Source organism: Devosia sp. T2-14 (genome assembly GCF_055397495.1).
In genome coordinates this window covers 967182-992368 of sequence record NZ_AP027921.1, presented here as the reverse complement: position 1 = coordinate 992368, position 25187 = coordinate 967182, and the positions used below count along the sequence as shown (strand labels likewise).

Sequence of the window (25187 nt, the reverse complement as noted above, 5' to 3'; positions counted from 1 at the left end):
TGTCAGGGCGCCGACCCAATACGGGCGTTGTGGCGCAGTCGGGCGTGGCAATACAGCACAGCGGCCCCCGACACAAGAAGCGTTTGCGCAGAGCTGGCCTGCGGGCGACCGGGAGGGCCGCCCGCAGCGGGCCTATTTCAGCGTTCGCGGCAGCGTGCCCGACTGGTAGAGTCCAAGGCCAAAGCCATCTGGATCCAGAAAGTCGGCGCTCCAGCCGCCGGGGGCCTCCGAGACCGGGGTAACGATGGTGACGCCCTTGGCCACGAGGTCGGCGACCACGTCGTCAATGCCGCCTTCCCCGATGTCGAAGACCAAAGCGGGCGTGTTTCCGCGCTGGCCCTCCATTTCGAAAAAGACCAGGTCGAGCCCGCCATCGAGCCTGCCCGAGAGCCAGAAGGGCTCGGCGCCCTCCTGCCTGGTGAGGCCGAGATTGAGGGTTTCGTTATAGAAGGCTTCGGTGCGCACAATGTCGGAGACGTAGAAGACGATGCTGGCGCTGGTGGGTTTGAAGGTCATGGGGTCCTCGGATTGGAACTGGTTACACCCTGATGTTGCCGCCGGGCGCGGGTTTGTGAGCCCGCACGATAAATAAATGTCCGTCGGGATCGTGGCTGGCCAGGATGCCGCCCTGGCGCAGCAGGGCTGGCAGCAGCGCGTCGCGGATGCGGCCATAGGCCAGATCGAGACTGAGCCCGGGCATGCCCTCGGGCATGGCGACGCCCCGGGCCGCCAGATGGCGCTTCAAGGCGGTGATGCGCTGGCGCAGTGTCACGTCGGGAAGGCCAAGCAGCCAGGCGATCTCGCGGCGGGTGTGCCCGGAAAGGGTCAGCGCGGCCACCGCTTTCAGCGCTGGGGGCAGGGCCGACAGCAAAGCGGGGAGGTCGAGCGGCTCGGCCGGGGCGGGATCAACCCGGACATCGCCGCGCATGGACTGCCAATGGCTGTCGCGGCGCAGACGGCGGCCGGCGCTGCGCGCCGCCAGGCGGGCGCGGTTGCGGATCGTGCCGGCGAGCCATTTCAGATCGGCCGGATTATCGAGGTCGGCGCGCCCGCCGCGGACCGCTTCCAGCAGCGCCTCCTGCACGAGGTCCTCGGCCTCATCGGCGCGGCGCGAGTTGCGGCGGGCAATGGCCAGCAATTGGGCGTAGTGCTTGGGGCGCATGGCGTCTCCTCGCGGCAAGGGTCGCAAGGCCCGCGGCAAAAGGCAATCGGGGGCGGGCTAGGAGGCCTTGCGGCGCGGGGGCTGGGCCTTGGCCGCTTCGGAGCGGAGCAGGCTCGATAGGGCGGCCGGCGTCAGGGGCGGCGAGAACAGGAAGCCCTGGACCTCGGTGACGCCATGGGCGCGCACCATTTCGAACTGTTCCTCGGTTTCGACGCCTTCGGCGGTGGTCGACATGCCCAGCGACTGGCCGAGCCCGATCACCGCCTTGATGATGGCCTGACTGTCATTGCGGCTGGTCAGGTCGCGCATGAAGGAGCGGTCGATCTTGATCTTGTCGAAGGGGAAGCTGCGCAGATAGCTCAGTGAGGAATAGCCGGTGCCGAAATCGTCCATCGAGATGCGCACGCCCATGCTGCGCAGGTCGTGCAGCGCCTGCAGATTGGTGTCGTTCTCGGCCAGCAGCAGGCTTTCGGTGATTTCCAGTTCGAGGCGGCTGGCAGGCAGGCGCGCCTCCATCAGCGCCGAGGTGACCAGGGCGACGAGGTCGCGACTCTTGAACTGCACCGGCGACAGGTTGACCGCGACGCGGACATCGCCCGGCCAGGTGGCGGCGGTGCGGATGGCTTCGCGCAACACCCATTCCCCGATGGCCACGATCAGCGCTGTTTCCTCGGCGATCGGAATGAACTCCACCGGCGAAATGGTGCGCCCTTCATGGTCCCAGCGCAGCAGCGCCTCAACGCAGATGATGCGGTTTTCGGCGAGGCCCAGCAAAGGCTGGAACACCAGGCGCAGCTCGTCGCGCTGCAGGGCCAGCCGCAGGCCGGCCTCGATGGAGCGGCGCTGCTGCAGCTCGGCATCCATGCCGGTTTCGAAGAAATGGTAGGTGGAGCGGCCTTCGCTCTTGGCGCGGTAAAGCGCCAGGTCGGCATTCTTGATCAGGGTCTCGGTCTTGACGCCGTCGCCGGGGCCGACGGCGATGCCGACGCTGGCGCCGATCTCGATCTGCTTGCCACCGATCAGCATGGGCGTGCAGATGGACTTGATGATGCGATCGGCAACGCGCGCGGCATCGGCCGGACCATCGATGGGGCGCATCAGCAGAGCAAATTCGTCGCCGCCCAGCCGGGCCAGCACATCGGTTTCGCGCGTGGTGCCCCATAGGCGCGCGGAAGCCTGCTTGATCACCTCGTCGCCCACCGCATGGCCCAGCGTGTCGTTGACGGCCTTGAAGTGATCGAGGTCGATATAAAGCACGGCCGCCATTTCGCCGCGGCTGAGGCCGGCCTCGGTGGTCGCCATCTGTTCGAGAAACTCGATGCGATTAGGCAAGTCGGTCAGCGAGTCATGGCGCGCCAGATGGCGGATGCGGGCTTCGTTCTGGCGCTGCTCGGTGATGTCCTCATGGGTCGAGACCCAGCCGCCATCCTTCATCGGATGGTGCTGCATCATGATGGTGCGCCCGTTGAGCTCGTGGACATTCTTGCCGTATTCGCGGCGGGCGATCACATCGCGGCGCCAGGCAATGTACTCCTCGCGCGTGCCGACGGCGCTCATGCCGACATCGAACAGGTGCCCCAGAATGGTTTCAAGCTGGGTACCCGGCTTGAGCATGCTGGCGGGCAGATTATAGATGCGCGCATAGGGCTCGTTGCAGATTACCAGACGCCCCTTGGCGTCCATCATGCACAGGCCCTGGCTGATATTGTTGACCGCCGCGTCGAGCCGGATGTTCTGGCGTTCGAGCTCCAGCTTGCGCTTGGCCATCACCTCGGTGCGGGCGATTTCTTCGGTAATATCCTCGTGGGTCACCACCCAGCCCAAGGCCGGGGTATAGACGTGTGCGGTTTCGACCGTCCGGCCGCCACGCACGACTTCGAGCGACTTGGCGCGCGCCCCGCCCCGATTGGAGAGCAGGTCGCCGGTATAGTCCTCGTAGAAGGCCTGGGGATTCATCTGGGAGTGGTTGCCGAGCCGGGCCGACAATTGCACCACTTCCTCGAGGGTCATGCCCTTGTAGATGGCGTCGGCATCAAAGCCGTAGAGGTCGCGGTAATGCTTGTTCCACATTACCAGCCGGAACTGGGGGGACCAGACACAGAAGCCATAGGGGATGTTTTCGAGCGCAGCATCAAGCAGCAGCGCTTCGGCCATCTTCCCCATGCTGCCCGCGTCTTCCGCCTGCACCAGTAGACCTCCACTCGCCAAATGTCGTCGACGCTGGGGAAAGCTAGATCGTTCCCGTTAACGAGCGATTAACTGCGCGCGGCAGGGGCCGGCAAAATGCCCGGTTTTCCGGGACTTTTCCGGCAGACGGAGCGGCTTGCGCCGTCCGTCTGCCAGAGCTGTCAGTGGTTTAGCTGCGTGCCTTGTTATTGCGCGCGGCCCAGGTCTTGAGACGCAGGCCATTGAGGCGGATGAAGCCTTCGGCGTCGTGGTGGTCGTAGGTGCCCGAGCCTTCCTCGAAGGTGACGAGGTCTTCGGAGTAGAGCGAATAGGGCGAGGTACGCGCAACCAGCGTTGCCGAACCCTTGTAAAGCTTGATGGTGACTTCGCCGGTGACGAATTCCTGGCTCTTGTCGATCATGGCCTGCAGCATTTCGCGCTCGGGCGAATACCAGAAGCCATTGTAGATCAGCTCGGCATATTTCGGCATCAACTCATCCTTGAGGTGAGATGCGCCGCGATCGAGGGTGATCGATTCAATGCCGCGGTGGGCCACCAGCAGCACGGTGCCGCCGGGGGTTTCGTAGACGCCGCGCGACTTCATGCCGACGAAGCGGTTCTCGACCAGGTCGAGGCGGCCCACGCCGTGCTTGCCGCCCAGCTCGTTGAGCTTGGTGAGCAGGGCTGCCGGGGAGAGCTTTTCGCCATTGACCGAAACGGCATCGCCCTTTTCAAAGCCAATGGTGATGATCTCGGCCTCGTTGGGGGCCAGTTCGGGATCGGTGGTGCGCTGGTAGACATAGTCGGGCGCCGGCACTGCGGGATCCTCGAGCACCTTGCCCTCGGACGAGGTGTGCAGCAGGTTGGCGTCGACCGAGAACGGGGCCTCGCCGCGCTTGTCCTTGGCGATGGCGATCTGGTTCTTTTCGGCATAGTCGAGCAGCTTGGTGCGGCTCTGCAGGTCCCATTCGCGCCAGGGCGCGATGACCTTGATCGAGGGATCGAGGGCATTGGCGGTCAGCTCGAAGCGGACCTGGTCATTGCCCTTGCCGGTGGCGCCATGGGAAACGGCATCGGCGCCGACTTCCTGGGCGATTTCGACGAGGCGCTTGGCGATCAGGGGGCGGGCGATCGAGGTGCCGAGCAGGTAGACGCCTTCATAGACGGCATTGGCGCGGAACATCGGGAACACGAAGTCCCTGACGAACTCTTCGCGCAGGTCTTCGATGCGGATATCCTTGATCCCGGCCATTTCGGCCTTCTTGCGGGCGGGCTCGAGCTCTTCGCCCTGGCCGAGGTCGGCGGTGAAGGTCACCACCTCGCACTGGTAGGTTTCCTGCAGCCACTTGAGGATGATCGAGGTGTCGAGCCCGCCGGAATAGGCCAGCACGACCTTCTTGATGTCTTTTGCCATGATCTACATGCGTCCTGAGAAAGATGTTGGAAGGATAGGCTATCTCTAGCGCAATGATCTTCCAAAAAGTTCACATATGGCCACTGGGTGTGGCATATTCCACCAATAGCTGATTTTGGAGTGGCACGGAATGCCAGTGGCGTTTGATGCGATCGATCGGCGGATCCTGCAGGTGCTGCAGCGCAACGGGCGGATCAGCAATGTCGAGCTGGCCAATGAAGTGGGGCTGTCGCCCTCGCCCTGCCTGCGCCGGGTGCGGCTGCTCGAGGAGTCGGGGATCATCGACCGCTATGTGGCCGTGCTCAATCCGGCCAAGGTGGGCATGGGGCTGACGGTGTTCGTGCGCGTCTGGTTCAAGACGCAGGACGCGGCCATTACCCAGCAGTTTGCCGAGACGGTGCGCAAATTTCCCGAAGTGGTGGAATGCTACCTGACCACTGGCGAATGCGATGCCATCATGCGGGTGGTGACGGCGGACCTGCATGCCTATTGGCGGTTCCAGTCCGACCACCTGACGCGCATTCCCAGCGTGCAGAGCGTCAAGACCGACGTGCCGATGGAAACCATCAAGCGCAGCCACGAACTGCCCTTGCCATAAGGACGTATTTCGGCGGAGTTTGCGCCACCATCACAGCGGATCCACCATGACCGGCTTTATTCCCGAACTGAGCACCATGCTGACTTTTGCCATCGCCGCTTTCGTGCTGGCGATCACTCCGGGGCCGGATATGGCGCTGTTCATCTCGCGCACCATCAATCACGGGCTGGCGCATGGCTTTGCCACGGTGCTGGGGGCGCTGACCGGCATTGGCGTGCACACCATGCTGGTGGCCTTCGGCATTTCCATCCTGATCATCGCCGCGCCGCCGCTGTTCTGGGCGCTCAAGATCGGCGGGGCGCTCTACCTGATCTGGCTGGCCATCCAGGCATTCCGCGATTCCGGCGCGCTCAATGTCGAGCGCGATACCGGCAAGGCGACCAGCTACTGGCGCTCCTACCTGATCGGGCTGGGCATCAACCTGACCAATCCCAAGGTGCTGCTGTTCTTCATCACCTTCCTGCCCCAGTTCGTCTCGCCCGGCGATCCCAATGCCTCGGCCAAGCTGGTGTTCCTGGGCGTCGAGTTCGTGGTCATCTCGCTGCCGGTGGTGGCTGGTATCGTGCTGTGCGCCGAATGGCTAACGCGGGTGCTCAAGGAGCAGCCCTGGGTGTCCAAGGCGCTGAACTGGAGCTTTGGCGCGGTGTTCCTGGCCTTTGCTGCGACGATCCTGCTGGCCGAGGGGCGGAAATAGTCCCAACGTTGTCCCTCCCCGGGCGGGGAGGGAGCTGACTGACTAGAGGAAGATCACCGCCAGTATGGCGATGACGGCGGGGACGGTCTGGATGAAGAGGATCCGCCGGTTGGCCGTGGCGGCGCCGAAAATGCCTGCGGCAGCGACGCAGGCGAGGAAGAACAGCTGGATCTGCCAGGCAAAGACCGGGTCGGGCTGTACGAGGCCCCAGATCAGCCCGGCGGCCAGGAACCCGTTATAGAGCCCCTGATTGGCGGCCAGCACCTTGGTCTGCTCAGCAAATTCGGGCGTCAGGGCGAAAGCCTTGCGGCCGCGCGGGCTGGTCCAGAGGAACATTTCCAGCACCAGGATATAGAGGTGCAGCAGCGCGACCAGGGCGACGAGGATGGGGGCGATGAGGCTCATGGCGACTTGCTCCGGCGCTTGGCGTCGGCGGCGTCCCAGGCCGCCGTGCGGGCCTGGTCGGCGGCATAGCCGGCGTCCTGGTCGGCCAGCGGCTCACGGCTGCCACCTCTATATACCAGCTCTTCCAGGACCAGTTCGACGGCCGGCCCTTCCTTGGCGCAGGTATCGGGTTTGTCGAGCATGTCGAAAGCCGGGGCGTAGAAATACCGGTCATAGTCGTCGATGGAGAGGCCGAGCTCGCCGCGCGCCAGCAGATCAGCGGAATCGGTCAGTAGCGACCATTCGGCATCGGTGACGGCGTAGTCAGGGCAGTTGGACGATACGACATTGGCCAGCACCACCTGTTCGAGCAATGTCTCGGCTTCGTTGCCCGCAAAGGCGCCGAATTCGGGCAGTTGCACATAGATCTTGCCATCGGCGAGCGCCGGGGCGGTCAGCAGCAGCAGGGCGGCGAGTGCGGTGAGCGGTCTGGTCATGGCTGGGCTCCTCGGGCACAGAGACGACACGGGGCAGGCGGGGCCCGGCAACACTGCCGCCGGGCCGAAATGCATGGTCAGCGGTCGGGCTGCGGCTGTCCGCCGATGGCCTGAACGGCGCGGGCGCCGGCCGCAATGGCCTTGCCGAGAGCGGTGGTTTCGTCTTCGCCGGCCAGATGGGCGGCAATGAAGCCACCGGCAAAGGCGTCGCCAGCCCCGGTTGAATCCACCACCACCTCGACCTCGGTCGCCGGCAGGGAGACGCGGATGCCCTGGCGGCCGCCAAGCGCTGCCCCACGGGCGCCGCGCTTGATCAGCACGGTGGTGAAATGCTCGCCAAGGGCGCGCATCTGCGCGTCAGCATCGCTGTGCCCGGTCAGGGCTTCGGCTTCGCTCTCATTGGCAAAGATCCAGTCGGCGCCGCTGGTCCAGTCAAGGAACTGGTCGATCCCCACTTCGAGCAGGAAGCCGACCGAGGCCGGGTCGACGGCGACGGCAATGCCGCGGGCGCGGGCTTCGGCGAACAACTGCTGCACGGCGGCGCGGGGGCCGGGGGCAAAGAAGCTGTAGCCCGAGACCACGACCATGCCGATCTCCTCTAGCAGGCTGTCGGGCAGGTCATCGACGCAGAGATTGAGATTGGCGCCCCGGTCGGTGAGGAAGCTGCGCTCCCCATCGGGGTCGACGATGGTCACCAGGACTCCCGAGGGCTGTTCCTTGTCGGCGGCCAGCACCGGCACGACATCGAGTCCGCGGAAGTAGTTTTCGAGGAAGGAACGGTCGGTGGCGCCGACACGGGCGGCGAACACCACCTCGGCGCCCATGGCGCTGAGCCACACGGCCTGGTTGGCACCCGACCCGCCGGGCCGGCTGCGCACCGTGGCCCGCCGGTCCGACCCCTTCACCAGGGGACCCTCGGGCATGACGATGACATCGGTCATCACATCCCCGATGACGAGGACCTTGCCGCTCATGCGCGCAGCACGCCGGGCTTGGGGGCGGTGCGGGCGGCCAGCGCCACGGCGATCTGGGCGGCGACCTTGGCGTTGTTCTCGACCAGCGCGATATTGGCGACCAGCGACTTGCCGTCGGTCAGTTCAAAGATGCGCTTGAGCAGGAACGGGGTGAGGTCCTTGCGCGAAACGCCTTCCTGTTCGGCGCCGCGGATGGCCTCGGCAATGCGGGCCTCGATGGCGGCGGGGTCGAGCGCGTCGCTTTCGGGAATCGGATTGGCAACCAGCACGCCGCCCAGGCCCAGATCGGCCTGCATGGCCACGACGCGGGCAATGTCGGCGGCATCATCGAAGCGGTGGTCGACCTTGTGGCCGCTCTGGCGGGCCCAGAAGGCGGGGAAGTCGTCGGTGCCAAAGCCGAGCACCGGCACGCCATTGGTTTCGAGCACTTCGAGGGTCTTGGCGATATCGAGGATCGACTTGGCGCCGGCGCAGACGACGCAGACCGGGGTGCGGCCGAGTTCCTGCAGATCTGCAGAAATGTCGAAGGTTTCTTCAGCACCGCGATGCACGCCGCCAATGCCGCCGGTGGCAAAGACATGGATGCCGGCCAGCGCAGCGATCTGCATGGTGGTGGCAACGGTGGTACCGGCAATCTCGCCCTTGACCAGCAGCGAAGAGACGTCTCGGCGGCTGGCCTTGGCGGCGGTGCCGCCGGTCTGGGCCAGGCGCTCGAGATCTTCGCCCGATACGCCGACGCAGAAGCGCCCGTCCATGATGGCGATGGTGGCTGGCACGGCGCCATTTTTGCGGATCACGGTTTCCACATTGGTCGCCATTTCCAGGTTCTGCGGATAGGGCATGCCGTGGGTGATGATGGTGGATTCCAGCGCCACAATGGGCTTGCCGGCCGCCAGTGCCTGCTTCACTTCGGGGCTGATGGACAGATAGGCCTTGGCGCTCATCGGATCGCTCTCATGCAAAGGTGGGGTGAGGACCCTGCCGGGCCTCGGGTTAACGCGGGTTTTGCGCCTTGTTGCCGCAGGGCGTCAACCCCTGCACAAACTTGCGTCCGCAGTGCTTGTCGGACCCAAGATTTGATTCTAGGTTGCCCTCGGAAACTCCAGCGTGGAAAGGGCACTTCGCTGCAGACGAACATTGTTGATCGCGCTTTTCCGGCCGATCGATGCGCGCCCGGCTCCGGGCCCTATCCTGCAGACCTGCCCAGCGCTTCCGAGCGCCATTTTTCCGTATCGGCACGCCACCCTGTTCAGAGTTCGGGCACTCAAAGATGAGCGCCACGGGCTGACCTGCCCATGCCCGGATCGGGAGAGCCGGGACTGAAATCCGCAAAAAACCAAGAAACTACCGCATACTAGGAGCTCAAACCCACAATGAACAAGTCGCTCGCACTTGCCTTCGGCGCCCTGCTGGCCGCCAGCCCCGCGCTGGCCCAGGAAGAGCCGGTGCTCAACGTCTACAACTGGTCGGACTATATCGCCGAAGACACGATCGCCAATTTTGAAGCCCAGACCGGCATCAAGGTGAACTACGACGTCTACGACAATAACGAGATCGTCGACGCCAAGCTGCTTGCCGGCAATTCGGGCTATGACATCGTTGTGCCCTCTGGCAACTTCCTCGAGCGCCAGATCAAGGCCGGCCTGATCCTGCCGCTGGACAAGTCCAAGCTGCCGAACCTGAGCAATCTCGACCCGGCCGTGATGGCGACCGCCGCCAATCAGGACCCGGACAATGCCCATGCCGTGCCCTACATGATCAACACCATCGGCTATGGCTACAATGTCGCCAAGGTCGCCGAAGTGCTGGGCGCCGACGCCCCCACCGATAGCTGGGACCTGCTGTTCAAGCCGGAATATGCGGAAAAGCTGTCCTCGTGCGGCATCAGCCTGCTCGATAGCCCCTCCGAAGTCGTCGGCATCGCGCTGAACTATCTCGGGCTCGACGCCAATTCGGAAAGCCAGGAAGACCTGGCCAAGGCCGAGGAGCTGCTCAACTCGATCAAGCCGTTCGTGCGCTACTTCCACTCGTCGCAGTATATCGACGACCTGGGCAATGGCGAAATCTGCGTCGCGCTGGGCTATTCGGGCGATATCTTCATCGCCGCCGATGCCGCAGCCGCGGCCGGTCAGGGCGTGGAAGTGCAGTATGTCATCCCCAAGGAAGGCGCTGCGACCCTGTTCGACTTCCTGGCCATTCCGGTGGACGCGCCCCATCCGGACAACGCGCACAAGTTCATCAACTACATCCTCGAGCCGCAGGTCGTGGCCGCGATCACCAACTACGTGTTCTACGCCAACCCCAACCTGGCAGCGACCGAGTTCGTGGCCGACGAGGTCAAGAACAATCCGGGCATCTATGCCCCGGCCGAGACCATCGCCAAGGCCTTCGTGATGGGCGCGCACAGCCCTGACTTCGAAGAGGTCTTGACCCGCACCTGGACCCGCATCAAAACCGGTCAGTAGTTCTATCCGGCAGGGGGCGGCGGCAGCCGCCCCCTTGCCCATTTTTCTAGGGTCCGCCATGGCCAAGAAACCTCAGCTTGCAATCGACACTCGCCCGTGGCGCGACCCGAGCGGCAATCAGCCGTTCGTGCGCATCAAGAACGTGTCCAAGAAGTTCGGCGACACCTCTGCCGTGCATGAAGTGTCGCTCGACATCTACAAGTCGGAACTGTTTTGCCTGCTGGGCGGGTCGGGGTCGGGCAAATCGACCCTGCTGCGCATGCTGGCCGGGTTCGAGACCCCCACCTCGGGGACGATCGAAATCGATGGTCAGGACATGACCAACGTGCCGCCCTACCATCGGCCGGTCAACATGATGTTCCAGTCCTATGCGCTGTTCCCCCATATGAGCGTGGAGCAGAACATCGCCTATGGTCTCAAGCGCGATAACATGCCCAAGGCCGAGATCGCCGAGCGGGTGGCGGAGCTGCTGAGCCTGGTCAAGCTGGAGGGCTATGGTCACCGCAAGCCGCACCAGCTCTCGGGCGGCCAACGCCAGCGCGTGGCGCTGGCCCGTGCGCTCGCCAAGCGCCCCAAGCTGCTGTTGCTCGACGAGCCGCTGGGCGCGCTCGACAAGAAGCTGCGCGAGGAAACCCAGTTCGAACTGGTCAAGATCCAGGAAACGCTGGGGGTGACTTTCATCGTGGTGACGCACGACCAGGAAGAGGCCATGACCCTGGCCACCCGCATCGGCGTGATGAATCAGGGCGAAATCGCCATGATCGGCGAACCCGCCGACATTTATGAATTCCCCAATTCGCGCTTCGTCGCCGGCTTCATCGGCTCGGCCAACATGGTGGAAGGCATCGTCACCGAGGACGAGCCCGACCATGTGCGCATCCGCTCCAACGAGCTGGGCTGCGATATCTATGTCGGCCATGGCGTCGATTGTGCGCCCGACCAGTTGCTGTGGTGGGCGATCCGCCCGGAAAAGATGGAACTCAGCCGCGAGAAGCCTGACAGCCCCTTCAACGCCAACGTTACCAAGGGCGTGGTCGAGGAAATCGCCTATCTGGGCGACATCTCGCTGTATCAGGTGCTGCTCGAGAGCGGCAAGCGCGTGCGCGTCAGCCAGACCAATTCGGTGCGCGGCAAGCCGGACGCCATCACCTGGGAAGAAGAAGTCTATGTCACTTGGGGTGACAATGCTGGCTCGGTGCTGACGGTATGACCACGACCCACGAACCCACCATCCCGCCGCCGCGCCGCCTGCGTCCCTGGAATGCGGTGGAACTGCGTCTGGCCAAGGTCGGCATTTCGGGCCGCGTGCTGGTGCTGCTGGCGCCGGTGCTGTGGCTGCTGGTATTCTTCCTCATTCCGCTCGCCGTGGTGTTCGGCATTTCGCTGACCACCAAGCAGTTTGGGCGGCCGCCCTATTCGCCGCTGCTGACCACCCAGGAAGGCACCGTGCAGCTGACGCTGCACCTGAACAACTATATCCGGCTGTTCACCGATAACCTCTATGTCGCGGCCTATCTGTCCTCGATCCGCATCGCCTTCATCGCGACGGTCATCACCCTGATCATCGGCTATCCGATGGCCTATGCCATTGCGCGCGCCGACGACCGCTGGCGCAATATCCTCCTGATGCTGGTGATCCTGCCCTTCTTCACCTCGTTCCTGCTGCGCGTCTATGCCCTGACCGGGTTCATGCGCGGCAATGGCGTCATCAACCAGTTCCTGGGCCTGTTCGGCATTCAGCCGCTGGTGATGATGCAGACCGATTTCGCTGTTTATGTGGGCATCGTCTACACCTATCTGCCCTTCATGATCCTGCCGCTCTATACGACGCTGGTGAAGCTGGATGTGTCCCTGTTCGAGGCTGCCGCCGATCTGGGGGCGCGTCCGTTGCGCACCTTCCTTTCGGTGACGCTGCCGCTCTCCATGCCCGGCGTGGTCGCCGGCTCGATGCTGGTGTTCATTCCGGCCATCGGGGAATTCGTCATTCCCTCGCTGCTGGGTGGACCGGGCACGCTGATGATCGGTCGCGTGCTGTGGGACGAGTTCTTCACCAATACCAACTGGCCGCGCGCCGCAGCGGTGGCCATGGCCATGCTGGTCGTGGTGGTGGTGCCCATCATGCTGTTGCAGCGCGCCCAGGGCGCCGTGGTGGAGAAGTAGCATGTGGCGTCGAGGCTGGTTTCTTCCCATCGCGGCAACGCTGGGCTTCTCGTTTCTCTATGCGCCGATCGTGTCGCTGGTCATCTTCTCGTTCAACGAGAGCAAGCTGGTCACCGTCTGGTCGGGCTTTTCCACCAAGTGGTATGCAGAGCTGTTCCGCGATCCGCAGCTGCTGGGCGCGGCCTGGCTGAGCCTGCAGATCGCCGCCATGGCGGCCACAATTGCGCTGGTGCTGGGCACGCTGGCAGCGGTGGCGCTGGTGCGCTTCCGCCGCTTCAAGGGCCGGACGCTGTTTTCCGGCATGGTTTCGGCCCCGCTGGTGATGCCCGACGTCATCACCGGGCTGTCTTTGCTGCTGCTGTTCGTGGCCATGGAAAGCCTGCTCGGCTGGCCGCAGGGTCGCGGCATGCTGACCATCGTGCTGGCCCATGCAACCTTCTGCACGGCCTATGTCTGTGTGGTGGTGCAATCGCGCCTGTCCGACTTCGACCGGAGCCTGGAAGAAGCGGCGATGGATCTGGGCGCATCCCCGGTGCGCACCTTCTTTGACGTCACCCTGCCGATCATCGCTCCTGCGCTGGTCTCGGGCTGGCTGCTGGGTTTCACCCTGTCGCTCGACGACCTGGTGATCGCCAGCTTCGTGTCCGGCCCCGGCTCGTCGACCCTGCCCATGGTGATCTTCTCCAAGGTCAAGCTGGGCGTGTCGCCGGACGTCAACGCATTGGCCACCATCATCATCGGCATCGTGGCGCTGGGCGTGCTGGCCGCCACCATCCTGCAGCTGCGCTCGCGCCCCAAGAAAGCGCGCGCGTAGCCTCAAAAAAGTGAGGTGCTGGACAAGTCGGAAAAAGGGGCGCACCATTCCTCTCATGTTCAACCAACTAAGAGGAGGTGATCCAGTGACTTTTGAGATTTTGGTACTCGAAGAGGGTCTTGGATTTTTGGTGCTGACTGGGAGTGATCTCGGATAGCAGCCTCCTCCAGGACTTTAGAGACCGATTAGCTCAGGAAGGGCCGTCCGCAAGGGCGGCCCTTTTTGGTTGGGCCGCTTTGTGCCCTTGACGGACGGGCTCAAGCCATTGATACCGCTGCACAGAACAAAGCGTTTCCAGCAAATGGCGTCCGGTTTGTGGCGTCGGGTTTTCCGGGTTCGGAAACGCGCCAACAACAGACCTGGAGCGCCTGATGTCCCTGGCCAACTTCGTCCTTACGCTCAGCTGTGCTGACCGGCCCGGCATCGTGGCTGCGATCACCACCGAGCTGGCAGCCCTTGATGCCAATATCGCCGAGTCCAACCAGTTCTGGGATCGCGAGACCGGCCAGTTCTTCATGCGCCTGGCCTTCACCGCGCCGGACGGGGTGAGCCGCGACACCATTGAGCGCGCCATCAAGTCGCCTATCGAGCGCTTCTCGATGAAGACTATGCTGAGCGATCAGGGCCGCAAGAAGCGCATCGTCATCATGGTCTCCAAATTCGACCACACGCTGCTGCACCTGCTCTACCAGATCCGCGTCGGCTGGCTGGATGCCGAAGTGGCCGCGATCGTGTCCAATCACTCCGATGCGCAGAAGATCGCCGAAGATGCCGGCATTCCGTTCCACCTGCTGCCGGTGACCAAGGACACCAAGGCAGCGCAGGAAGAGCAGGTGCTGGCCATCGTCAAGCAGTCGGGTGCGGACCTGGTGGTGCTGGCGCGCTATATGCAGGTGCTGTCGGATAACCTGTCGACGCGCCTCTTCGGCCAGGTGATCAATATCCACCACTCGTTCCTGCCCAGCTTCAAGGGCGCCAAGCCCTATCACCAGGCCCATGAGCGTGGCGTCAAGATCATCGGTGCGACAGCGCATTATGTGACGCCCGACCTCGACGAAGGCCCGATCATCGAGCAGGAAACCGCGCGCGTGACCCATGCCATGAGCCCCGACGACCTGGTGGCGGCCGGTCGCGATATCGAAAGCCGCGTGCTGGCCCGTGCGGTCAAGCTGCACCTGGAAAACCGGGTCATGCTCAATGGCCGCAAGACGGTGGTGTTTGGCTAACTCGCCTCGTGACGCTGCCGGGCTTGCCCGGCAGCCGAGACTAGACCGGCAGGTCTTCCAGACGCAGTGAGTCGGCCAGCGTGGTGTTGTCGAGCACTTCCCGGGTCGCCAGCGTCACGCGTTCGAAGACGTGGCGGATTTCGCAGCTGGCCTCGTCGCGGCAGTCTTCGCATTTGCGATAGGCGATCTTGGACAGGCACGGGAGCGGCGCAATCGGCCCGTCGATCAGGCGCAGCACTTCGCCGAACATGATCTGCTCAGGTGGCTTGAGCAGCTCATAGCCCCCGGCGCGACCGCGGCGGCTGGCGACGAAACCGGCCCGCTTGAGCTCAAGCAGGATCTGTTCGAGAAATTTTTTGGGAATGGATTGTTCCCGCGAAATCTCCCCGATCATGATGGTTTCACCGCGCCCGACCCGGGCGAGGGACACCAGCGCGCGCAAGGCATACTTGGCTTTTTGCGAGATCATCGGCCGAACGTACTCCGGGCGCACCCGTGGGCGCGCCGCCTCCACCGGGGCCAGGCTACAGCCCCGCAGTTCTCTTCGCTTACACCTGCGCCTTTGACAAGTGGTTTAGCCCTTGGGTTCGGGTGTCACCGGCGGCACGACGCCCTCGGGCTTGTCCTCGGCGGCCGGCGCGGTGTCGTCCGGTTCGGGCGGGGCAATGCCACCCTCGCTGATTTCGTCGGCCTCCTGCGCGGCGGTTTCCGCATCTTCGGAGACAGGAGCGATTTCGGGCGTGGACTCCGGTGCCGGTTCGGCTTCTGCAGCCGGCTCCGGCTCCGGCTCCGGTTCCGGTGCTGGTTCTGGCTCCGGTTCGGGTGCTGCCTCTGGCGGGGGCATCGGGATGGGCGTGTCGTCGCTCTCCGCTGGAGCTGGCAGGGGGATAACCTCGTCGATAGCGGGCGGGGCTTCGCCGACAATGGCGGTGCCGGTTTCGGGTGCGATCACCGGTTCCGGTGCCTCCGGCTCGGCGCTGTCAGCAGTGGTAGCGACTTCGGTGGGGGGCCGGACGATCACGGACTCGGTTGGCGTCACGACGATTGCAGGCGGCTCGGCGCTGGCCGGGACCACCGCTTCGGCTGTGGCGCTGGCAACGGCAGCGGCGGCGATCAGGTTATCGACGGGCGGCAGCTTGGGTTCGGGTGGCGGGGGCGGCGCGACAATGTCGGCCGGGGGCGCGGCGACGACGCTTTCGAGCATGCCGCGTGCCACTTCGCGCACGGCCAAAATCACCACATCAGCGCCCTGGCTGCGCAGGTAGGCGTCCTCCTCTGGCGACCCCGCGCGGGCAATGATGCGGATCGAGGGATTGAGCTTGCGCGCGGCCCGGGCAATGGCGCCGGAAGCAAAGCCGTCCGACAGGGCGATCAGCAGCGTGGTGGCGCCACCGACATTGGCCAGGCGCAGCACTTTGGGCAGGGCGGCGTTGCCGGTGACCACTTCGATTCCGTCCTCGCGGGCGTCGGCGACGCTGTCCTCGGCATCCTCGATCAGCAGCAGCGGCTGGGCCTGGGCCGTCAGCCCCTCGGCGACGCGGCGCCCAACATGGCCGTAGCCCACCACGATCTTGTGCCCGCCAAGCGTCGTCGGCTGGTTATGCCGGTCCACCGGCTCCGCGGTGGCCGAAAGGGCGGCGCGTTCCTCGGCCGAGGTGGCGGATGGCTCGATGCGCTGGTTGGCGGCGACATGGGGCATCACGCGCTTTTCGACATGGGGCAAAGCCAGGCCCGCCAGCCAGAAGACCAGCGGATTGACCAGGATGGATATGAAGGCGCCGGCGACGATGAAATCCTGCGCGTCGGGCGGCAACAGGGCCAGCGACACCCCGAGCGCGACAAGCACGAAGGCGAACTCGCCCACCTGCGCCAGTGCTGCACCAACTGTCGCTGCGGCCGGTGTGGAACGGCCGGTGAGGCTGAGCACGAAGAACGCAGCAGCCGATTTTCCGATCAGAATGATCGCCAGCATGCTGAGGACCGGCAGCGGCGCGCGCAGCAGGATCGAGGGATCGAACAGCATGCCCAGGGCGAGGAAGAACAGCACGCCAAAGGCCTCGCGCAGGGGCAGGGTCTGGCGGACGATGCGGCCGGTGAGCGGGCTTTCGCAGAGGATCATGCCGGCGAGGAAGGCGCCCAGTGCCAGCGGCACGCCGAACAGCAGAGCCGAGCCCAGCGCCACGCCCAGCGCGACGGCGATGACGGCGAGGCGCCCCAGCTCGCGCGAGCCGGCGCGGGCGGTCAGCTGCAGCAGCCACGGCACGACGCTGCGGCCGACGATCAGCATGAAGCCGAGGAAGGCGAGGATCTTGACCAGCGTCACGGCGAGTACGCCGACCAGCCCGATGGGGCCGCCGACGAGGCGCTCGACAAAGGACACGAAGGGGTCGTGGACGGTGGCGGTGGTAATATCGCTGGCCGAGGCAATGGCCGGCAGCAGCACCAGCGCCAGCACCATGACCAGGTTCTGCACGATCAGCCAGTCCATGGCGATCTGTCCGCGCTCGGTCTGCAGCAGGCGGCGATCCTGCAGCGCCCGGAACAGCACGATGCTCGAGGCGCTGGAGAGGGCAAGGCCAAACAGCACTGCGCCGGGCAGCGTCCAGCCGACCAGCAGGCCCAGCCCCATGCCGAGCAGGGTGGTGACGACCATTTGCGCAATGGCGCCGGGAATGGCGAGCAGGCGCAGCCGGGTCAGGTCGCGCAGCGAGAAGCGCAGGCCGATGCCGAACATCAGCAGCGCAATGCCAAAGGCGATCAGCGGGCCACCGATGGCCGTGGCATTGGCGGAAAAGCCGGGGGCCAGCGGCCCGACCAGCAGGCCGGCCAGCAGGTAGCCGACCAGCGGGGGAAGCCGCAATCGATTGGCCAGCAGCCCCAGAATATAGGCCAGCACCAGACCTGCCGCGACCGTTGCGATCAGTTGGGCATCGTAATGCATATTGCCTCCAAGAGTGGCTGTGCCCGATGCGCCGGGCTGGGCTGGATAGTTTGAACCATAACTGGCGAAACCGCCAGAAAGTCTCAAATATCAAAGCCATGGCCCAAGTTTGTCTTTGTTATGGCCGCTGGCCCGCGATGGGGCGCGCGCCCATCAGGACACGACGGTGATCCTCTCGGCGGCGCGGGTAATGCCGGTATAGAGCCAGCGGGCGCGCTCTTCGCGGAACACGAAGCTCTCGTCGAACAGGTAGACATTGTCCCACTGGCTGCCCTGCGCCTTGTGCACGGTGAGGCAGTAGCCAAAGGTGAATTCGTCGAACTGGCGGCGTTCGGGCCAGCTCATGGCGTCTTCTTCGCCAGAGAAGAAGGCCTTGTGGGTCAGCACCTTGGCTTCGCCCTTGCCCTCGTCGGCGCCGAGCAGCAGGCTCCATTTGCCATTGCTGCGGCGGGTGGCTTCGGTGACGATCCAGATCTGCCCGTTGAGCAGCTTCTTGCGCGGGTTGTTGCGGAGGCAAACCATGCGGTCGCCCACCACCGGCTCGTGGAAGGGCAGGCCCTTCAGCTCGCGCAGCCGGTCATTGTATTGCAGCCGCGTCTTGTTGCGGCCCACCAGCACCTGGTCAGCCTCGAGCACCGCATTGCGGTCAACGCTGTCGCGGCCCACGACGATGGAATCGCCATAGGTCCCGCGTTCCAGAAAGCCGCCTTCACGAACCTGCATGGAGAGGTGGATGATCGGGTTGTCGGCGGCCTGGCGATGGATTTCGGTCAGCATCACATCGGGCTCGTCGGCGGTGAAGAAGCCCGCGCCCTGTACCGGCGGCAACTGGAACGGATCGCCCAGCACCAGCACCTTGACGCCAAAGCTCAGCAGGTCGCGGCCCAGCTGTTCATCGACCATTGAGACCTCGTCGATGACGATCAGGTCGGCATCGGCCGCCGGGCTTTCATCATCGAGCACGAAACGCGGCTCGCCGTCCTTCTCGCTGACCAGCGTATAGATCAGGCTATGGATGGTCTGGGCGCCCTTGCAGCCGCGCTTGCGCATGACCAGGGCTGCCTTGCCGGTGAAGGCAGCATATTTGACGCTGCGCACGTCCTGCGCCAGATGCACGGCGAGAGTCGACTTGCCGGTGCCCGCCCAGCCGAACAGGCGGAAGACCTGTGGACCATTGCGATCCTTGAGCCAGTCGGAAACGGCCTTGAGTGCAGCATCCTGCTGTGGCGACCAGACCGGCATCAGACCAGCGCCGTCCGCACGGTGCCGACGCCGGCAATGGCGCCTTCGAGCGTGTCGCCACGCGTGACCGCGCCCACCCCGGCGGGGGTGCCGGTCATGATGATGTCGCCAGCCCTAAGGGTGACGAAACGGGAGAGGAAGGCGATGGTGTCGCTGACATTCCAGATCTGGTCGGCGAGATCGCCGCGTTGCCGCTCGACGCCATTGACCGACAGCGTGATGGCCCCGCTGGACGGGTGGCCGATGGCACTGGCCGGCTCGATGGTGCCGATGGGGGCGGAATGATCAAAGCCCTTGGCCATGTCCCAGGGGCGGCCGGCCTTTTTGGCCGCGGCCTGCAGGTCGCGGCGCGTCATGTCGATGCCGGCGGCATAGCCATAGACCTGGTCGAGCGCATCGGCAGGGTCGATGTCGGCGCCGTCCTTGCCGATGGCCACGACCAGCTCGATCTCGTGATGGAGATCCCCGGTCTGCGGCGGATAGGGCATGGCTGCGCCGCCGACCACGATGGCGTCGGCCGGCTTGGAAAAGAAGAAGGGCGGGTCGCGCAGGTCATTGCCCAGCTCGACGACATGTTCGGCATAGTTGCGCCCCACGCAATAGACGCGGCGCACGGCAAACAGGCCGCCCCGGGCGATCGGGATGGTCACGGGTGCATAGGGTTCGAACAGATAATCAGCCACGCCTCAACTCCTCGGCATAGGGACCTATCAGGTCGCGGTCGATCTTGCCCAGCCGGTCTTCGGCGGTGAATGTCTGGTGCCAATAGGGGTAGAGCAGGGGCGGACGGCTGACCGTATCGAGCCGCGCGCGCTCGTCGTCGGTCAGCACCAGATCGGCGGCGCCGAGATTGTCGATGAACTGCTCGTTATTGCGCCCGCCGATGATCACCGAGGTGACGCCGGGGCGGCCGAGCAGCCAGGCCAGGGCCACCTGCGCCCCGGATACGCCGCGCGCGTCGGCAATGGCGACCAGCACATCGACGATGTCATAGAGCTTTTCCCAGTCGTAGACCGGGGGCTCGCGGAAACCGCCGACATGGCGGCCCGATTTGGGGCCGCCATCGCGACGGTATTTGCCCGAAAGCAGGCCACCGGCCAGCGGCGACCAGATCAGCATGCCCAGGCCCTGATCCTGGCTGATCGGCACCAGCTCATATTCGGCTTCGCGCGAATGGAGCGTGTAGTGGATCTGCTGGGAGATGAAGCGTTCGCCATGGCGGGCACCGGCCGCGGCGAGGGCCTTGCTGATGTGCCAGCCGGAATAGTTGGAACAGCCGATATAGCGGACCTTGCCCTGCTTGATCAGCGTGTCGAGGGCTTCCATCGTCTCCTCGATGGGGGTCATGCCGTCCCATTCGTGGACTTGGTAGAGGTCGATGACATCGGTCTTAAGGCGCTTCAGGCTGGCTTCGGTCTGGGCGATGATGTGGTGGCGGCTGAGGCCGATTTCATTGGGCCCCGCGCCCATCTTGAAGCGCACCTTGGTGGCGACGAGGGTGCGCGCGCGCCGGCCATTCTCGCTGAGAGCGACGCCGATCATCTCCTCGGAGACGCCGCCATTATAGACATTGGCGGTGTCGAGCAGGTTGATGCCGGCATCGAGGCACAGGTCGATCTGGCGGGTCGCGTCGTCCTGTTCGGTGGCGCCGACCTTCTCGGAACCGCCAAAGGTCATGGTTCCCATGGTCAGGGTGGAGATCTTGAGGCCTGAGCGGCCCAGATAGCGATATTGCATCGACATTCCTCCTTCGTTCCCGGTGCCGCTAGGGCTAGAGGGCATTGAGAGTCGGGTCAAGGAATCGTGCAGATGCGGCTGGTGCGTGACGGCGCAATCGAAGCCTGCTAGGGCTCAGCCGACCCACTCGAAAGCCACTCCCTTGCGGCCCAATTCCGTTTTCCTGCCTGTTGCCCTGATCGTTCTGGGCATGATCTTCACCCAGACCGGGGCCAGCTTTGCCAAGGGACTGTTCCCGCTGGTCGGCGCGGCCGGGGCCACGACGCTGCGCCTGACGCTGGCCGCCCTGGTGCTGGTCGCCGTGTTCCGGCCCTGGCGTTACAAGCTCGACGCCAGGCAGTGGCGGTCGGTGGTGATGTATGGCGTCGTCATGGGCGCGATGAACATGTTCTTCTACGCCGCGATCGCCACCATTCCGCTTGGCGTGGCGGTGGCGCTGGAATTTACCGGGCCGCTGGCGGTGGCGCTGGCCGGTTCGCGCAAGCCGCTCGATTTCCTCTGGATCGCGCTGGCCGTGGCGGGGCTGGCCATGCTGCTGCCACTGGGGCAGGCCAGCGGCGGGCTTGATCCGGTCGGCGTGATGCTGGCGCTCTGCGCTGGCGCCTGCTGGGCGGGCTATATCGTTTTTGGTCAACGGGCGGGCACCGGCGGCGGCCCGCACATCACGGCGCTGGGTGTCAGCATTGCTGCCATCATCGCGCTGCCCTTCGGCGTGGCGACGGCCGGTACGGCGCTGCTCAACCCGGCCATCCTGCCGGTGGCGCTGGGCGTTGCGCTGTTGTCGAGCGCCATTCCCTATGCGCTCGACATGGTGGCGCTGCCGCATGTGCCGGCGCGCCTGTTCGGCATCCTGATGAGCGCTTCGCCGGCCCTGGCGGCCCTGTCGGGCCTCATCGTGCTGCATGAAGTGCTGAGCCTCTGGCAGATCGCGGGGATCGTCTCGATCATTGTGGCGTCGCTGGGGGCGACGCTGACCATTGCGCGCGATACGCCGCCGCCGGTCAGCTAGCATTTTTATCGCGCGGCGGCCGTCGAAAATGCACATATTCGCTCGTCATGTTTTCGACGAGGGAAGTTCAAATGCTCTACGCCGTCCTCTGCTACAATGATGAGAACGCCGTCGCCACCTGGACCAAGGAGGAGGACGACGCCTGCATGGCCCGGCTCGCCCAGGTCGAGAATGGCATGAAGGCCAAGGGCAAGCTGGGGCCGGTGGCCCGCCTGCTGCCCACCACATCGGCCACCACCTTGCGCAAGACCTCGGGCGAACCCCTGATCATCGATGGGCCATTTGCCGAAACCAAGGAGCAGTTCCTCGGCTTCTTCGTGGCCGATTGCGAGACGCTGGACGAGGCCATCGCCTTTGCCAAGGACCTGGCCAAGGCCAATCCGGGCGGAGGCGCCTACGAAATCCGCCCCCTTGCGCTCTATCACCCCAGCGAGATGGACTGATGGTGGACAATGCCTGGATCGCAGCGGCACTGACAGCGGCCCGGCCCCAGGCATTGAGCGCCCTGTTGCGCTATTTCCGCGATCTCGACCGCGCCGAGGAGGCGTTTCAGGAAGCGAGCCTGCGCGCCATTCGCAGCTGGCCCGACAAGGGGCCGCCGCGCGACACGATTGCCTGGCTGATCTTTGTCGGCCGCAATTGCGGGGTGGATGCGGTGCGCAAGACGCGGCGCAACGTGGCGCTGCCCGACGAAGACCGGTTGTCTGACCTCGACGATGCCGAGGTCGATATCGCCGAGCGGCTCGATGGCGCCCATTACCGCGACGACATCCTGCGGCTGCTGTTCATGTGCTGCCATCCGCAATTGCAGCTCAACCAGCAGATCGCGCTGGCGCTGCGCATTGTCGCCGGCATCCCACTGAGCCGGATCGCGCGGGTGTTTCTGGTGAGCGACGCGGCAATGGAGCAGCGCATCACCCGGGCCAAGGCCGCCATCGCCCAGCACCGCATGCCGTTCGATCCTCCCGATGCGAACGAGCGCCTTGGGCGGTTGGGGGCGGTAGCGCTGATGCTCTACCTGGTGTTCAACGAGGGCTATTCGCGCGGCCATAGCGAACCGGCCGCCGCCGAACTCTGCGAAGAGGCGATCCGGTTGGCGCGGCTTTTGCTGCGGCTATTCCCGGCCGAGCCCGAGATCATGGGTCTGCTCGCCCTGATGCTGCTGCAGCATGGGCGGCACGCGACCCGCACTGATGCCAATGGTGAACTGGTGCTGCTTGAGGACCAGCAGCGCTCGCGCTGGGACGGTGTGATGCTGGCCGAGGGGCGCGCGCTGGTCGACAAGGCCCTGCGCCACGGCGCACCGGGCACCTATCAGGTGCAAGCGGCCATTGCTGCCCAGCATGCGCGCGCGCCCAGTGCCGCCGAAACCGACTGGGCCGCGATCGATCGGCTCTACCAGTCCCTCGAAGCCATCCATCCCTCGCCCGTGGTTACGCTCAACCGGGCGGTGGCCGTGGCCAAGTCGCAGGGTCCGGCGGCCGCTCTGGCGCTGATTGCGCCGCTGGCGGACAAGCTCGACGGCTATTTCTACTTTCACGGCGTATGCGGCGGCCTGTTGCTGCAACTGGGCGATATTGCGGGGGCGCGGCTGGCGTTCAACCGGGCCATTGCGCTGGCCGGTTCACCCGCCGAAGCGGCCCATATCCGGCTGCATCTCGACCGCCTTGCCATGCCCGATGGAACGCCGGGCCTGCTGGCGCGCAATTGAGCGTGTCAAACTGGAATTTGCGCCTTCGTCGTGCTTGCATGGAGCAGCCAAAGGAGAGGTGCCATGACAGACTTCCGTCCGAAAACCGGTGTTACGCCCTATCTCAATATCGATGGCGCACGCAAAGCGATTGATTTCTACAAGCAGGCCTTCGGCGCTATCGAACATGAAGCGCTGAAGGGCGAAAACAGTGACAAGATCATGCACTCGCAGATCGAGATCAATGGATCGCCGATTTTCATCTGCGACTTCTTCCCCGAATACGGTCATGTGCCGGTGATGGCGCAGGGCTTCAACCTGCACCTGCATGTCGATGACGCGCAGAAGTGGTGGGACCGGGCAGTGGGGGCGGGCTGCAGCATTACCCTGCCGCTCAAGGCCGAGTTCTGGGGCGACATCTACGGCCAGATCAAGGACCCGTTCGGTGTCACCTGGGCGATCGGGCAAAGCCAGACCAGCGGCCAGACCGGCTAGTATATGGCCCCCGCTGACCAGACGGCAGCGAGGGCGCTTTCGTGAAGACTTATTCGGCCAGCGAGGCCAGCACGCGCACCCAGGAGCGGATGCCGCGGTGGTAGCTGTCGAGGTCGTATTTCTCGTTGGGCGAGTGGATCTGGTCGTCGACATGGGCGAAACCGATCAGCAGGGTATCAAGCCCGAGGATGCGCTTGAAATCGCCGACCACCGGGATGGAGCCGCCCGAGCCGGTGATGACGGCGGGCTTTTCCCACTCGCCTGACAGCGCGGTCAGCGCCTGGCGCAGATGCACGCCATCGCTCGGCACGGTCATGGCGCGCGAGCCGCCATGCTCGATGAAGGTCACCGAGCAGTCGGCAGGGATGCGATCCTGCACATGCTTGCGGAAGGCGGCGCGGATCTTGTTGGGATCCATGCCTGAAACCAGGCGGAACGAAATCTTGGCGCTGGCCTTGGCGGGGATCACTGTCTTGAATCCGTCGCCGAGATAGCCGCCGCTCATGCCGTTGATTTCGCAGGTGGGACGCGCCCACAGCATTTCGAGCACGGTGCGGCCCTGTTCGCCGGCCGGCAGCGAAAGGCCCGCTTCGCCGAGGAAGGCGGCTTCATCAAAGCCGAGCCCGGCCCACTGCGCTTTGATCTCGGGGCTGACTTCGGCGACGTCGTCATAGAAACCTGGCAGGGTGACGCTGCCATCGGGCGCGCGCAGGCTGGCGATGATTTCGGCCAGCACCTGGTTGGGATTGCGGGCCGCATTGCCAAACATGCCCGAATGCAGGTCCTTGTTGGCGCAGGTGATCTCGATTTCCTCGCCGACCAGGCCACGCAGCATGGTGGTGATCGAGGGAGTCTGGCGGTCCCACATGTCGGTGTCGCAGACCAGCGCGATATCGGCGGCGCCGAGCTCGGCCTTGTTGGCCTCCATGAAAGGAGGCAGGTTCTTGCCGCCGCTTTCTTCCTCGCCTTCGAGCATCAGCGTCACCTTGACCGGGAGGCTCCCGGTGGTCGCCTTCCAGGCGCGGCAGGCTTCGATGAAGGTCAGCATCTGGCCCTTGTCGTCCGAGGCGCCGCGCGCCACGATGATCTTGCGGCCATTGTCATCGGTCTTGAGCACCGGCTCGAAGGGATCGGTGTGCCAGAGGTCGAGCGGGTCGACCGGCTGCACGTCGTAATGGGCGTAGAACAGCACATGGGGGCCGGGCTGGTTGGGGCCATGGGCGACGACGACCGGATGGCCCGGCGTCGGGCGGGCAGCGGCGTCAAAGCCGAGCCCGTTGAGTTCGGCGGCGATCCAGTCTGCGGCGCGCTGGCATTCGGCCGCATAGGCCGGGTCGGTGGAGATGGACTTGATGCGCAGGAGCGCATAGAGGCGCTCGAGGCTCTGCTCGAGGCCGGCGTCTACGCTGGCGAGCACGTCATCGAGTTGGGAAGATGTGGTCATGGGGCGATTCCTTTTGGGGTCTACCCTTGTCCAAAGCCGGTCATGCTGTCCAGCGCAGCAAATTGGTTTTACTAA

At 64.7% G+C, this 25187-nt stretch carries 25 protein-coding genes; 11 read left to right on the top strand and 14 right to left on the bottom strand.

The features are described 5' to 3' along the window. Positions 1-132 precede the first annotated feature (132 nt). From ACZ5WT_RS04850 to ACZ5WT_RS04835, 4 genes are all read right to left on the bottom strand, one after another. The gene (locus ACZ5WT_RS04850; RefSeq protein WP_464286259.1) at positions 133-516 is read right to left on the bottom strand and encodes a VOC family protein; all 384 of its coding nucleotides are present in this window, start codon (positions 514-516) and stop codon (positions 133-135) included. Between the two features lie 22 nt (positions 517-538). Beyond that, complete coding sequence (locus ACZ5WT_RS04845; RefSeq protein WP_464286258.1) at positions 539-1162, bottom strand: RNA polymerase sigma factor; 624 nt, start codon at positions 1160-1162, stop codon at positions 539-541. A 57-nt stretch (positions 1163-1219) separates the two neighbouring features. Continuing rightward, positions 1220-3349 carry a putative bifunctional diguanylate cyclase/phosphodiesterase gene (locus tag ACZ5WT_RS04840; protein ID WP_464286257.1) on the bottom strand — a complete coding sequence of 710 codons (2130 nt, stop codon included), beginning with the start codon at positions 3347-3349 and terminating at the stop codon, positions 1220-1222. Between the two features lie 169 nt (positions 3350-3518). Continuing rightward, complete coding sequence (locus tag ACZ5WT_RS04835) at positions 3519-4742, bottom strand: argininosuccinate synthase (protein WP_464286256.1); 1224 nt, start codon at positions 4740-4742, stop codon at positions 3519-3521. A gap of 130 nt (positions 4743-4872) precedes the next feature. Between ACZ5WT_RS04835 and ACZ5WT_RS04830 the strand changes: the two genes are divergently transcribed. Further along, positions 4873-5340 (top strand): Lrp/AsnC family transcriptional regulator, encoded by a 468-nt coding sequence (locus ACZ5WT_RS04830; protein ID WP_464286255.1) that lies wholly within the window; start codon positions 4873-4875, stop codon positions 5338-5340. Positions 5341-5386: 46 nt separating this feature from the next. Beyond that, positions 5387-6034 carry a LysE family translocator gene (locus ACZ5WT_RS04825; protein ID WP_464286254.1) on the top strand — a complete coding sequence of 216 codons (648 nt, stop codon included), beginning with the start codon at positions 5387-5389 and terminating at the stop codon, positions 6032-6034. Between the two features lie 42 nt (positions 6035-6076). Here ACZ5WT_RS04825 and ACZ5WT_RS04820 read toward each other — a convergent pair whose 3' ends face one another. From ACZ5WT_RS04820 to ACZ5WT_RS04805, 4 genes are all read right to left on the bottom strand, one after another. Further along, positions 6077-6439 (bottom strand): DUF1304 domain-containing protein, encoded by a 363-nt coding sequence (locus ACZ5WT_RS04820; RefSeq protein WP_464286253.1) that lies wholly within the window; start codon positions 6437-6439, stop codon positions 6077-6079. Further along, complete coding sequence (locus ACZ5WT_RS04815; RefSeq protein WP_464286252.1) at positions 6436-6915, bottom strand: hypothetical protein; 480 nt, start codon at positions 6913-6915, stop codon at positions 6436-6438. Before ACZ5WT_RS04815 ends, ACZ5WT_RS04820 begins: the two co-directional genes overlap by 4 nt. Before the next feature lie 77 nt (positions 6916-6992). Next, positions 6993-7889 (bottom strand): carbohydrate kinase family protein, encoded by an 897-nt coding sequence (locus ACZ5WT_RS04810; protein WP_464286251.1) that lies wholly within the window; start codon positions 7887-7889, stop codon positions 6993-6995. Further along, a complete protein-coding gene (locus ACZ5WT_RS04805) occupies positions 7886-8833 on the bottom strand; it encodes a pseudouridine-5'-phosphate glycosidase (protein ID WP_464286250.1) in 948 nt (315 codons plus the stop codon). The genes ACZ5WT_RS04810 and ACZ5WT_RS04805 overlap by 4 nt, the downstream gene beginning before the upstream one ends. 429 nt (positions 8834-9262) lie before the next feature. On the opposite strand from ACZ5WT_RS04805, the gene ACZ5WT_RS04800 reads away from it, so the two are divergent. The 5 genes from ACZ5WT_RS04800 (at position 9263) to purU (ending at position 14554) form a co-directional block, all read left to right on the top strand. Beyond that, positions 9263-10354: a polyamine ABC transporter substrate-binding protein gene (locus ACZ5WT_RS04800; RefSeq protein WP_464286249.1), complete on the top strand. Its 1092-nt coding sequence runs from the start codon at positions 9263-9265 to the stop codon at positions 10352-10354. A gap of 58 nt (positions 10355-10412) precedes the next feature. Beyond that, positions 10413-11564 (top strand): ABC transporter ATP-binding protein, encoded by a 1152-nt coding sequence (locus ACZ5WT_RS04795; protein WP_464286248.1) that lies wholly within the window; start codon positions 10413-10415, stop codon positions 11562-11564. Continuing rightward, positions 11561-12514 (top strand): ABC transporter permease subunit, encoded by a 954-nt coding sequence (locus ACZ5WT_RS04790; protein ID WP_464286247.1) that lies wholly within the window; start codon positions 11561-11563, stop codon positions 12512-12514. Before ACZ5WT_RS04795 ends, ACZ5WT_RS04790 begins: the two co-directional genes overlap by 4 nt. Position 12515: 1 nt before the next feature. Continuing rightward, positions 12516-13328 (top strand): ABC transporter permease subunit, encoded by an 813-nt coding sequence (locus ACZ5WT_RS04785; RefSeq protein WP_464286246.1) that lies wholly within the window; start codon positions 12516-12518, stop codon positions 13326-13328. A 371-nt stretch (positions 13329-13699) separates the two neighbouring features. After that, positions 13700-14554: a formyltetrahydrofolate deformylase gene (gene purU, locus ACZ5WT_RS04780; protein ID WP_464286245.1), complete on the top strand. Its 855-nt coding sequence runs from the start codon at positions 13700-13702 to the stop codon at positions 14552-14554. 40 nt (positions 14555-14594) lie between these two features. On the opposite strand, the gene ACZ5WT_RS04775 is transcribed toward purU, so the two are convergent. The 5 genes from ACZ5WT_RS04775 to ACZ5WT_RS04755 form a co-directional block, all read right to left on the bottom strand. Beyond that, complete coding sequence (locus ACZ5WT_RS04775) at positions 14595-15023, bottom strand: RrF2 family transcriptional regulator (RefSeq protein ID WP_464286244.1); 429 nt, start codon at positions 15021-15023, stop codon at positions 14595-14597. Positions 15024-15128: 105 nt separating this feature from the next. Then, positions 15129-17495 carry a cation:proton antiporter domain-containing protein gene (locus tag ACZ5WT_RS04770; protein WP_464286243.1) on the bottom strand — a complete coding sequence of 789 codons (2367 nt, stop codon included), beginning with the start codon at positions 17493-17495 and terminating at the stop codon, positions 15129-15131. 153 nt (positions 17496-17648) lie between these two features. Beyond that, positions 17649-18737: an ATP-dependent DNA helicase gene (locus ACZ5WT_RS04765; protein WP_464286242.1), complete on the bottom strand. Its 1089-nt coding sequence runs from the start codon at positions 18735-18737 to the stop codon at positions 17649-17651. Further along, positions 18737-19420 carry a fumarylacetoacetate hydrolase family protein gene (locus ACZ5WT_RS04760; protein ID WP_464286241.1) on the bottom strand — a complete coding sequence of 228 codons (684 nt, stop codon included), beginning with the start codon at positions 19418-19420 and terminating at the stop codon, positions 18737-18739. Before ACZ5WT_RS04760 ends, ACZ5WT_RS04765 begins: the two co-directional genes overlap by 1 nt. Continuing rightward, complete coding sequence (locus tag ACZ5WT_RS04755; protein WP_464286240.1) at positions 19413-20474, bottom strand: aldo/keto reductase; 1062 nt, start codon at positions 20472-20474, stop codon at positions 19413-19415. Before ACZ5WT_RS04755 ends, ACZ5WT_RS04760 begins: the two co-directional genes overlap by 8 nt. Before the next feature lie 142 nt (positions 20475-20616). Between ACZ5WT_RS04755 and ACZ5WT_RS04750 the strand changes: the two genes are divergently transcribed. The 4 genes from ACZ5WT_RS04750 (at position 20617) to ACZ5WT_RS04735 (ending at position 23668) form a co-directional block, all read left to right on the top strand. Then, the gene (locus ACZ5WT_RS04750; protein ID WP_464286239.1) at positions 20617-21483 is read left to right on the top strand and encodes an EamA family transporter; all 867 of its coding nucleotides are present in this window, start codon (positions 20617-20619) and stop codon (positions 21481-21483) included. A 71-nt stretch (positions 21484-21554) separates the two neighbouring features. After that, a complete protein-coding gene (locus ACZ5WT_RS04745) occupies positions 21555-21926 on the top strand; it encodes a YciI family protein (RefSeq protein WP_464286238.1) in 372 nt (123 codons plus the stop codon). Next, the gene (locus ACZ5WT_RS04740; RefSeq protein WP_464286237.1) at positions 21926-23194 is read left to right on the top strand and encodes an RNA polymerase sigma factor; all 1269 of its coding nucleotides are present in this window, start codon (positions 21926-21928) and stop codon (positions 23192-23194) included. The genes ACZ5WT_RS04745 and ACZ5WT_RS04740 overlap by 1 nt, the downstream gene beginning before the upstream one ends. Before the next feature lie 63 nt (positions 23195-23257). Beyond that, positions 23258-23668 carry a VOC family protein gene (locus ACZ5WT_RS04735; protein WP_464286236.1) on the top strand — a complete coding sequence of 137 codons (411 nt, stop codon included), beginning with the start codon at positions 23258-23260 and terminating at the stop codon, positions 23666-23668. A 49-nt stretch (positions 23669-23717) separates the two neighbouring features. Here the strand turns inward: ACZ5WT_RS04735 and ACZ5WT_RS04730 are convergent, their stop codons facing one another. Beyond that, positions 23718-25112 (bottom strand): M20/M25/M40 family metallo-hydrolase, encoded by a 1395-nt coding sequence (locus ACZ5WT_RS04730; RefSeq protein ID WP_464286235.1) that lies wholly within the window; start codon positions 25110-25112, stop codon positions 23718-23720. Positions 25113-25187: the final 75 nt, after the last annotated feature.

Coding starts and splice junctions, on each gene's coding strand:
- ACZ5WT_RS04850 (WP_464286259.1), bottom strand. CDS start 516: ATGACCTTCAAACCCACCAGCGCCAGCATCGTCTTCTACGTCTCCGAC.
- ACZ5WT_RS04845 (WP_464286258.1), bottom strand. CDS start 1,162: ATGCGCCCCAAGCACTACGCCCAATTGCTGGCCATTGCCCGCCGCAAC.
- ACZ5WT_RS04835 (WP_464286256.1), bottom strand. CDS start 4,742: ATGGCAAAAGACATCAAGAAGGTCGTGCTGGCCTATTCCGGCGGGCTC.
- ACZ5WT_RS04830 (WP_464286255.1), top strand. CDS start 4,873: ATGCCAGTGGCGTTTGATGCGATCGATCGGCGGATCCTGCAGGTGCTG.
- ACZ5WT_RS04825 (WP_464286254.1), top strand. CDS start 5,387: ATGACCGGCTTTATTCCCGAACTGAGCACCATGCTGACTTTTGCCATC.
- ACZ5WT_RS04820 (WP_464286253.1), bottom strand. CDS start 6,439: ATGAGCCTCATCGCCCCCATCCTCGTCGCCCTGGTCGCGCTGCTGCAC.
- ACZ5WT_RS04815 (WP_464286252.1), bottom strand. CDS start 6,915: ATGACCAGACCGCTCACCGCACTCGCCGCCCTGCTGCTGCTGACCGCC.
- ACZ5WT_RS04810 (WP_464286251.1), bottom strand. CDS start 7,889: ATGAGCGGCAAGGTCCTCGTCATCGGGGATGTGATGACCGATGTCATC.
- ACZ5WT_RS04805 (WP_464286250.1), bottom strand. CDS start 8,833: ATGAGCGCCAAGGCCTATCTGTCCATCAGCCCCGAAGTGAAGCAGGCA.
- ACZ5WT_RS04800 (WP_464286249.1), top strand. CDS start 9,263: ATGAACAAGTCGCTCGCACTTGCCTTCGGCGCCCTGCTGGCCGCCAGC.
- ACZ5WT_RS04795 (WP_464286248.1), top strand. CDS start 10,413: ATGGCCAAGAAACCTCAGCTTGCAATCGACACTCGCCCGTGGCGCGAC.
- ACZ5WT_RS04790 (WP_464286247.1), top strand. CDS start 11,561: ATGACCACGACCCACGAACCCACCATCCCGCCGCCGCGCCGCCTGCGT.
- ACZ5WT_RS04785 (WP_464286246.1), top strand. CDS start 12,516: ATGTGGCGTCGAGGCTGGTTTCTTCCCATCGCGGCAACGCTGGGCTTC.
- purU (WP_464286245.1), top strand. CDS start 13,700: ATGTCCCTGGCCAACTTCGTCCTTACGCTCAGCTGTGCTGACCGGCCC.
- ACZ5WT_RS04775 (WP_464286244.1), bottom strand. CDS start 15,023: ATGATCTCGCAAAAAGCCAAGTATGCCTTGCGCGCGCTGGTGTCCCTC.
- ACZ5WT_RS04770 (WP_464286243.1), bottom strand. CDS start 17,495: ATGCATTACGATGCCCAACTGATCGCAACGGTCGCGGCAGGTCTGGTG.
- ACZ5WT_RS04765 (WP_464286242.1), bottom strand. CDS start 18,737: ATGCCGGTCTGGTCGCCACAGCAGGATGCTGCACTCAAGGCCGTTTCC.
- ACZ5WT_RS04755 (WP_464286240.1), bottom strand. CDS start 20,474: ATGCAATATCGCTATCTGGGCCGCTCAGGCCTCAAGATCTCCACCCTG.
- ACZ5WT_RS04745 (WP_464286238.1), top strand. CDS start 21,555: ATGCTCTACGCCGTCCTCTGCTACAATGATGAGAACGCCGTCGCCACC.
- ACZ5WT_RS04740 (WP_464286237.1), top strand. CDS start 21,926: ATGGTGGACAATGCCTGGATCGCAGCGGCACTGACAGCGGCCCGGCCC.
- ACZ5WT_RS04735 (WP_464286236.1), top strand. CDS start 23,258: ATGACAGACTTCCGTCCGAAAACCGGTGTTACGCCCTATCTCAATATC.
- ACZ5WT_RS04730 (WP_464286235.1), bottom strand. CDS start 25,112: ATGACCACATCTTCCCAACTCGATGACGTGCTCGCCAGCGTAGACGCC.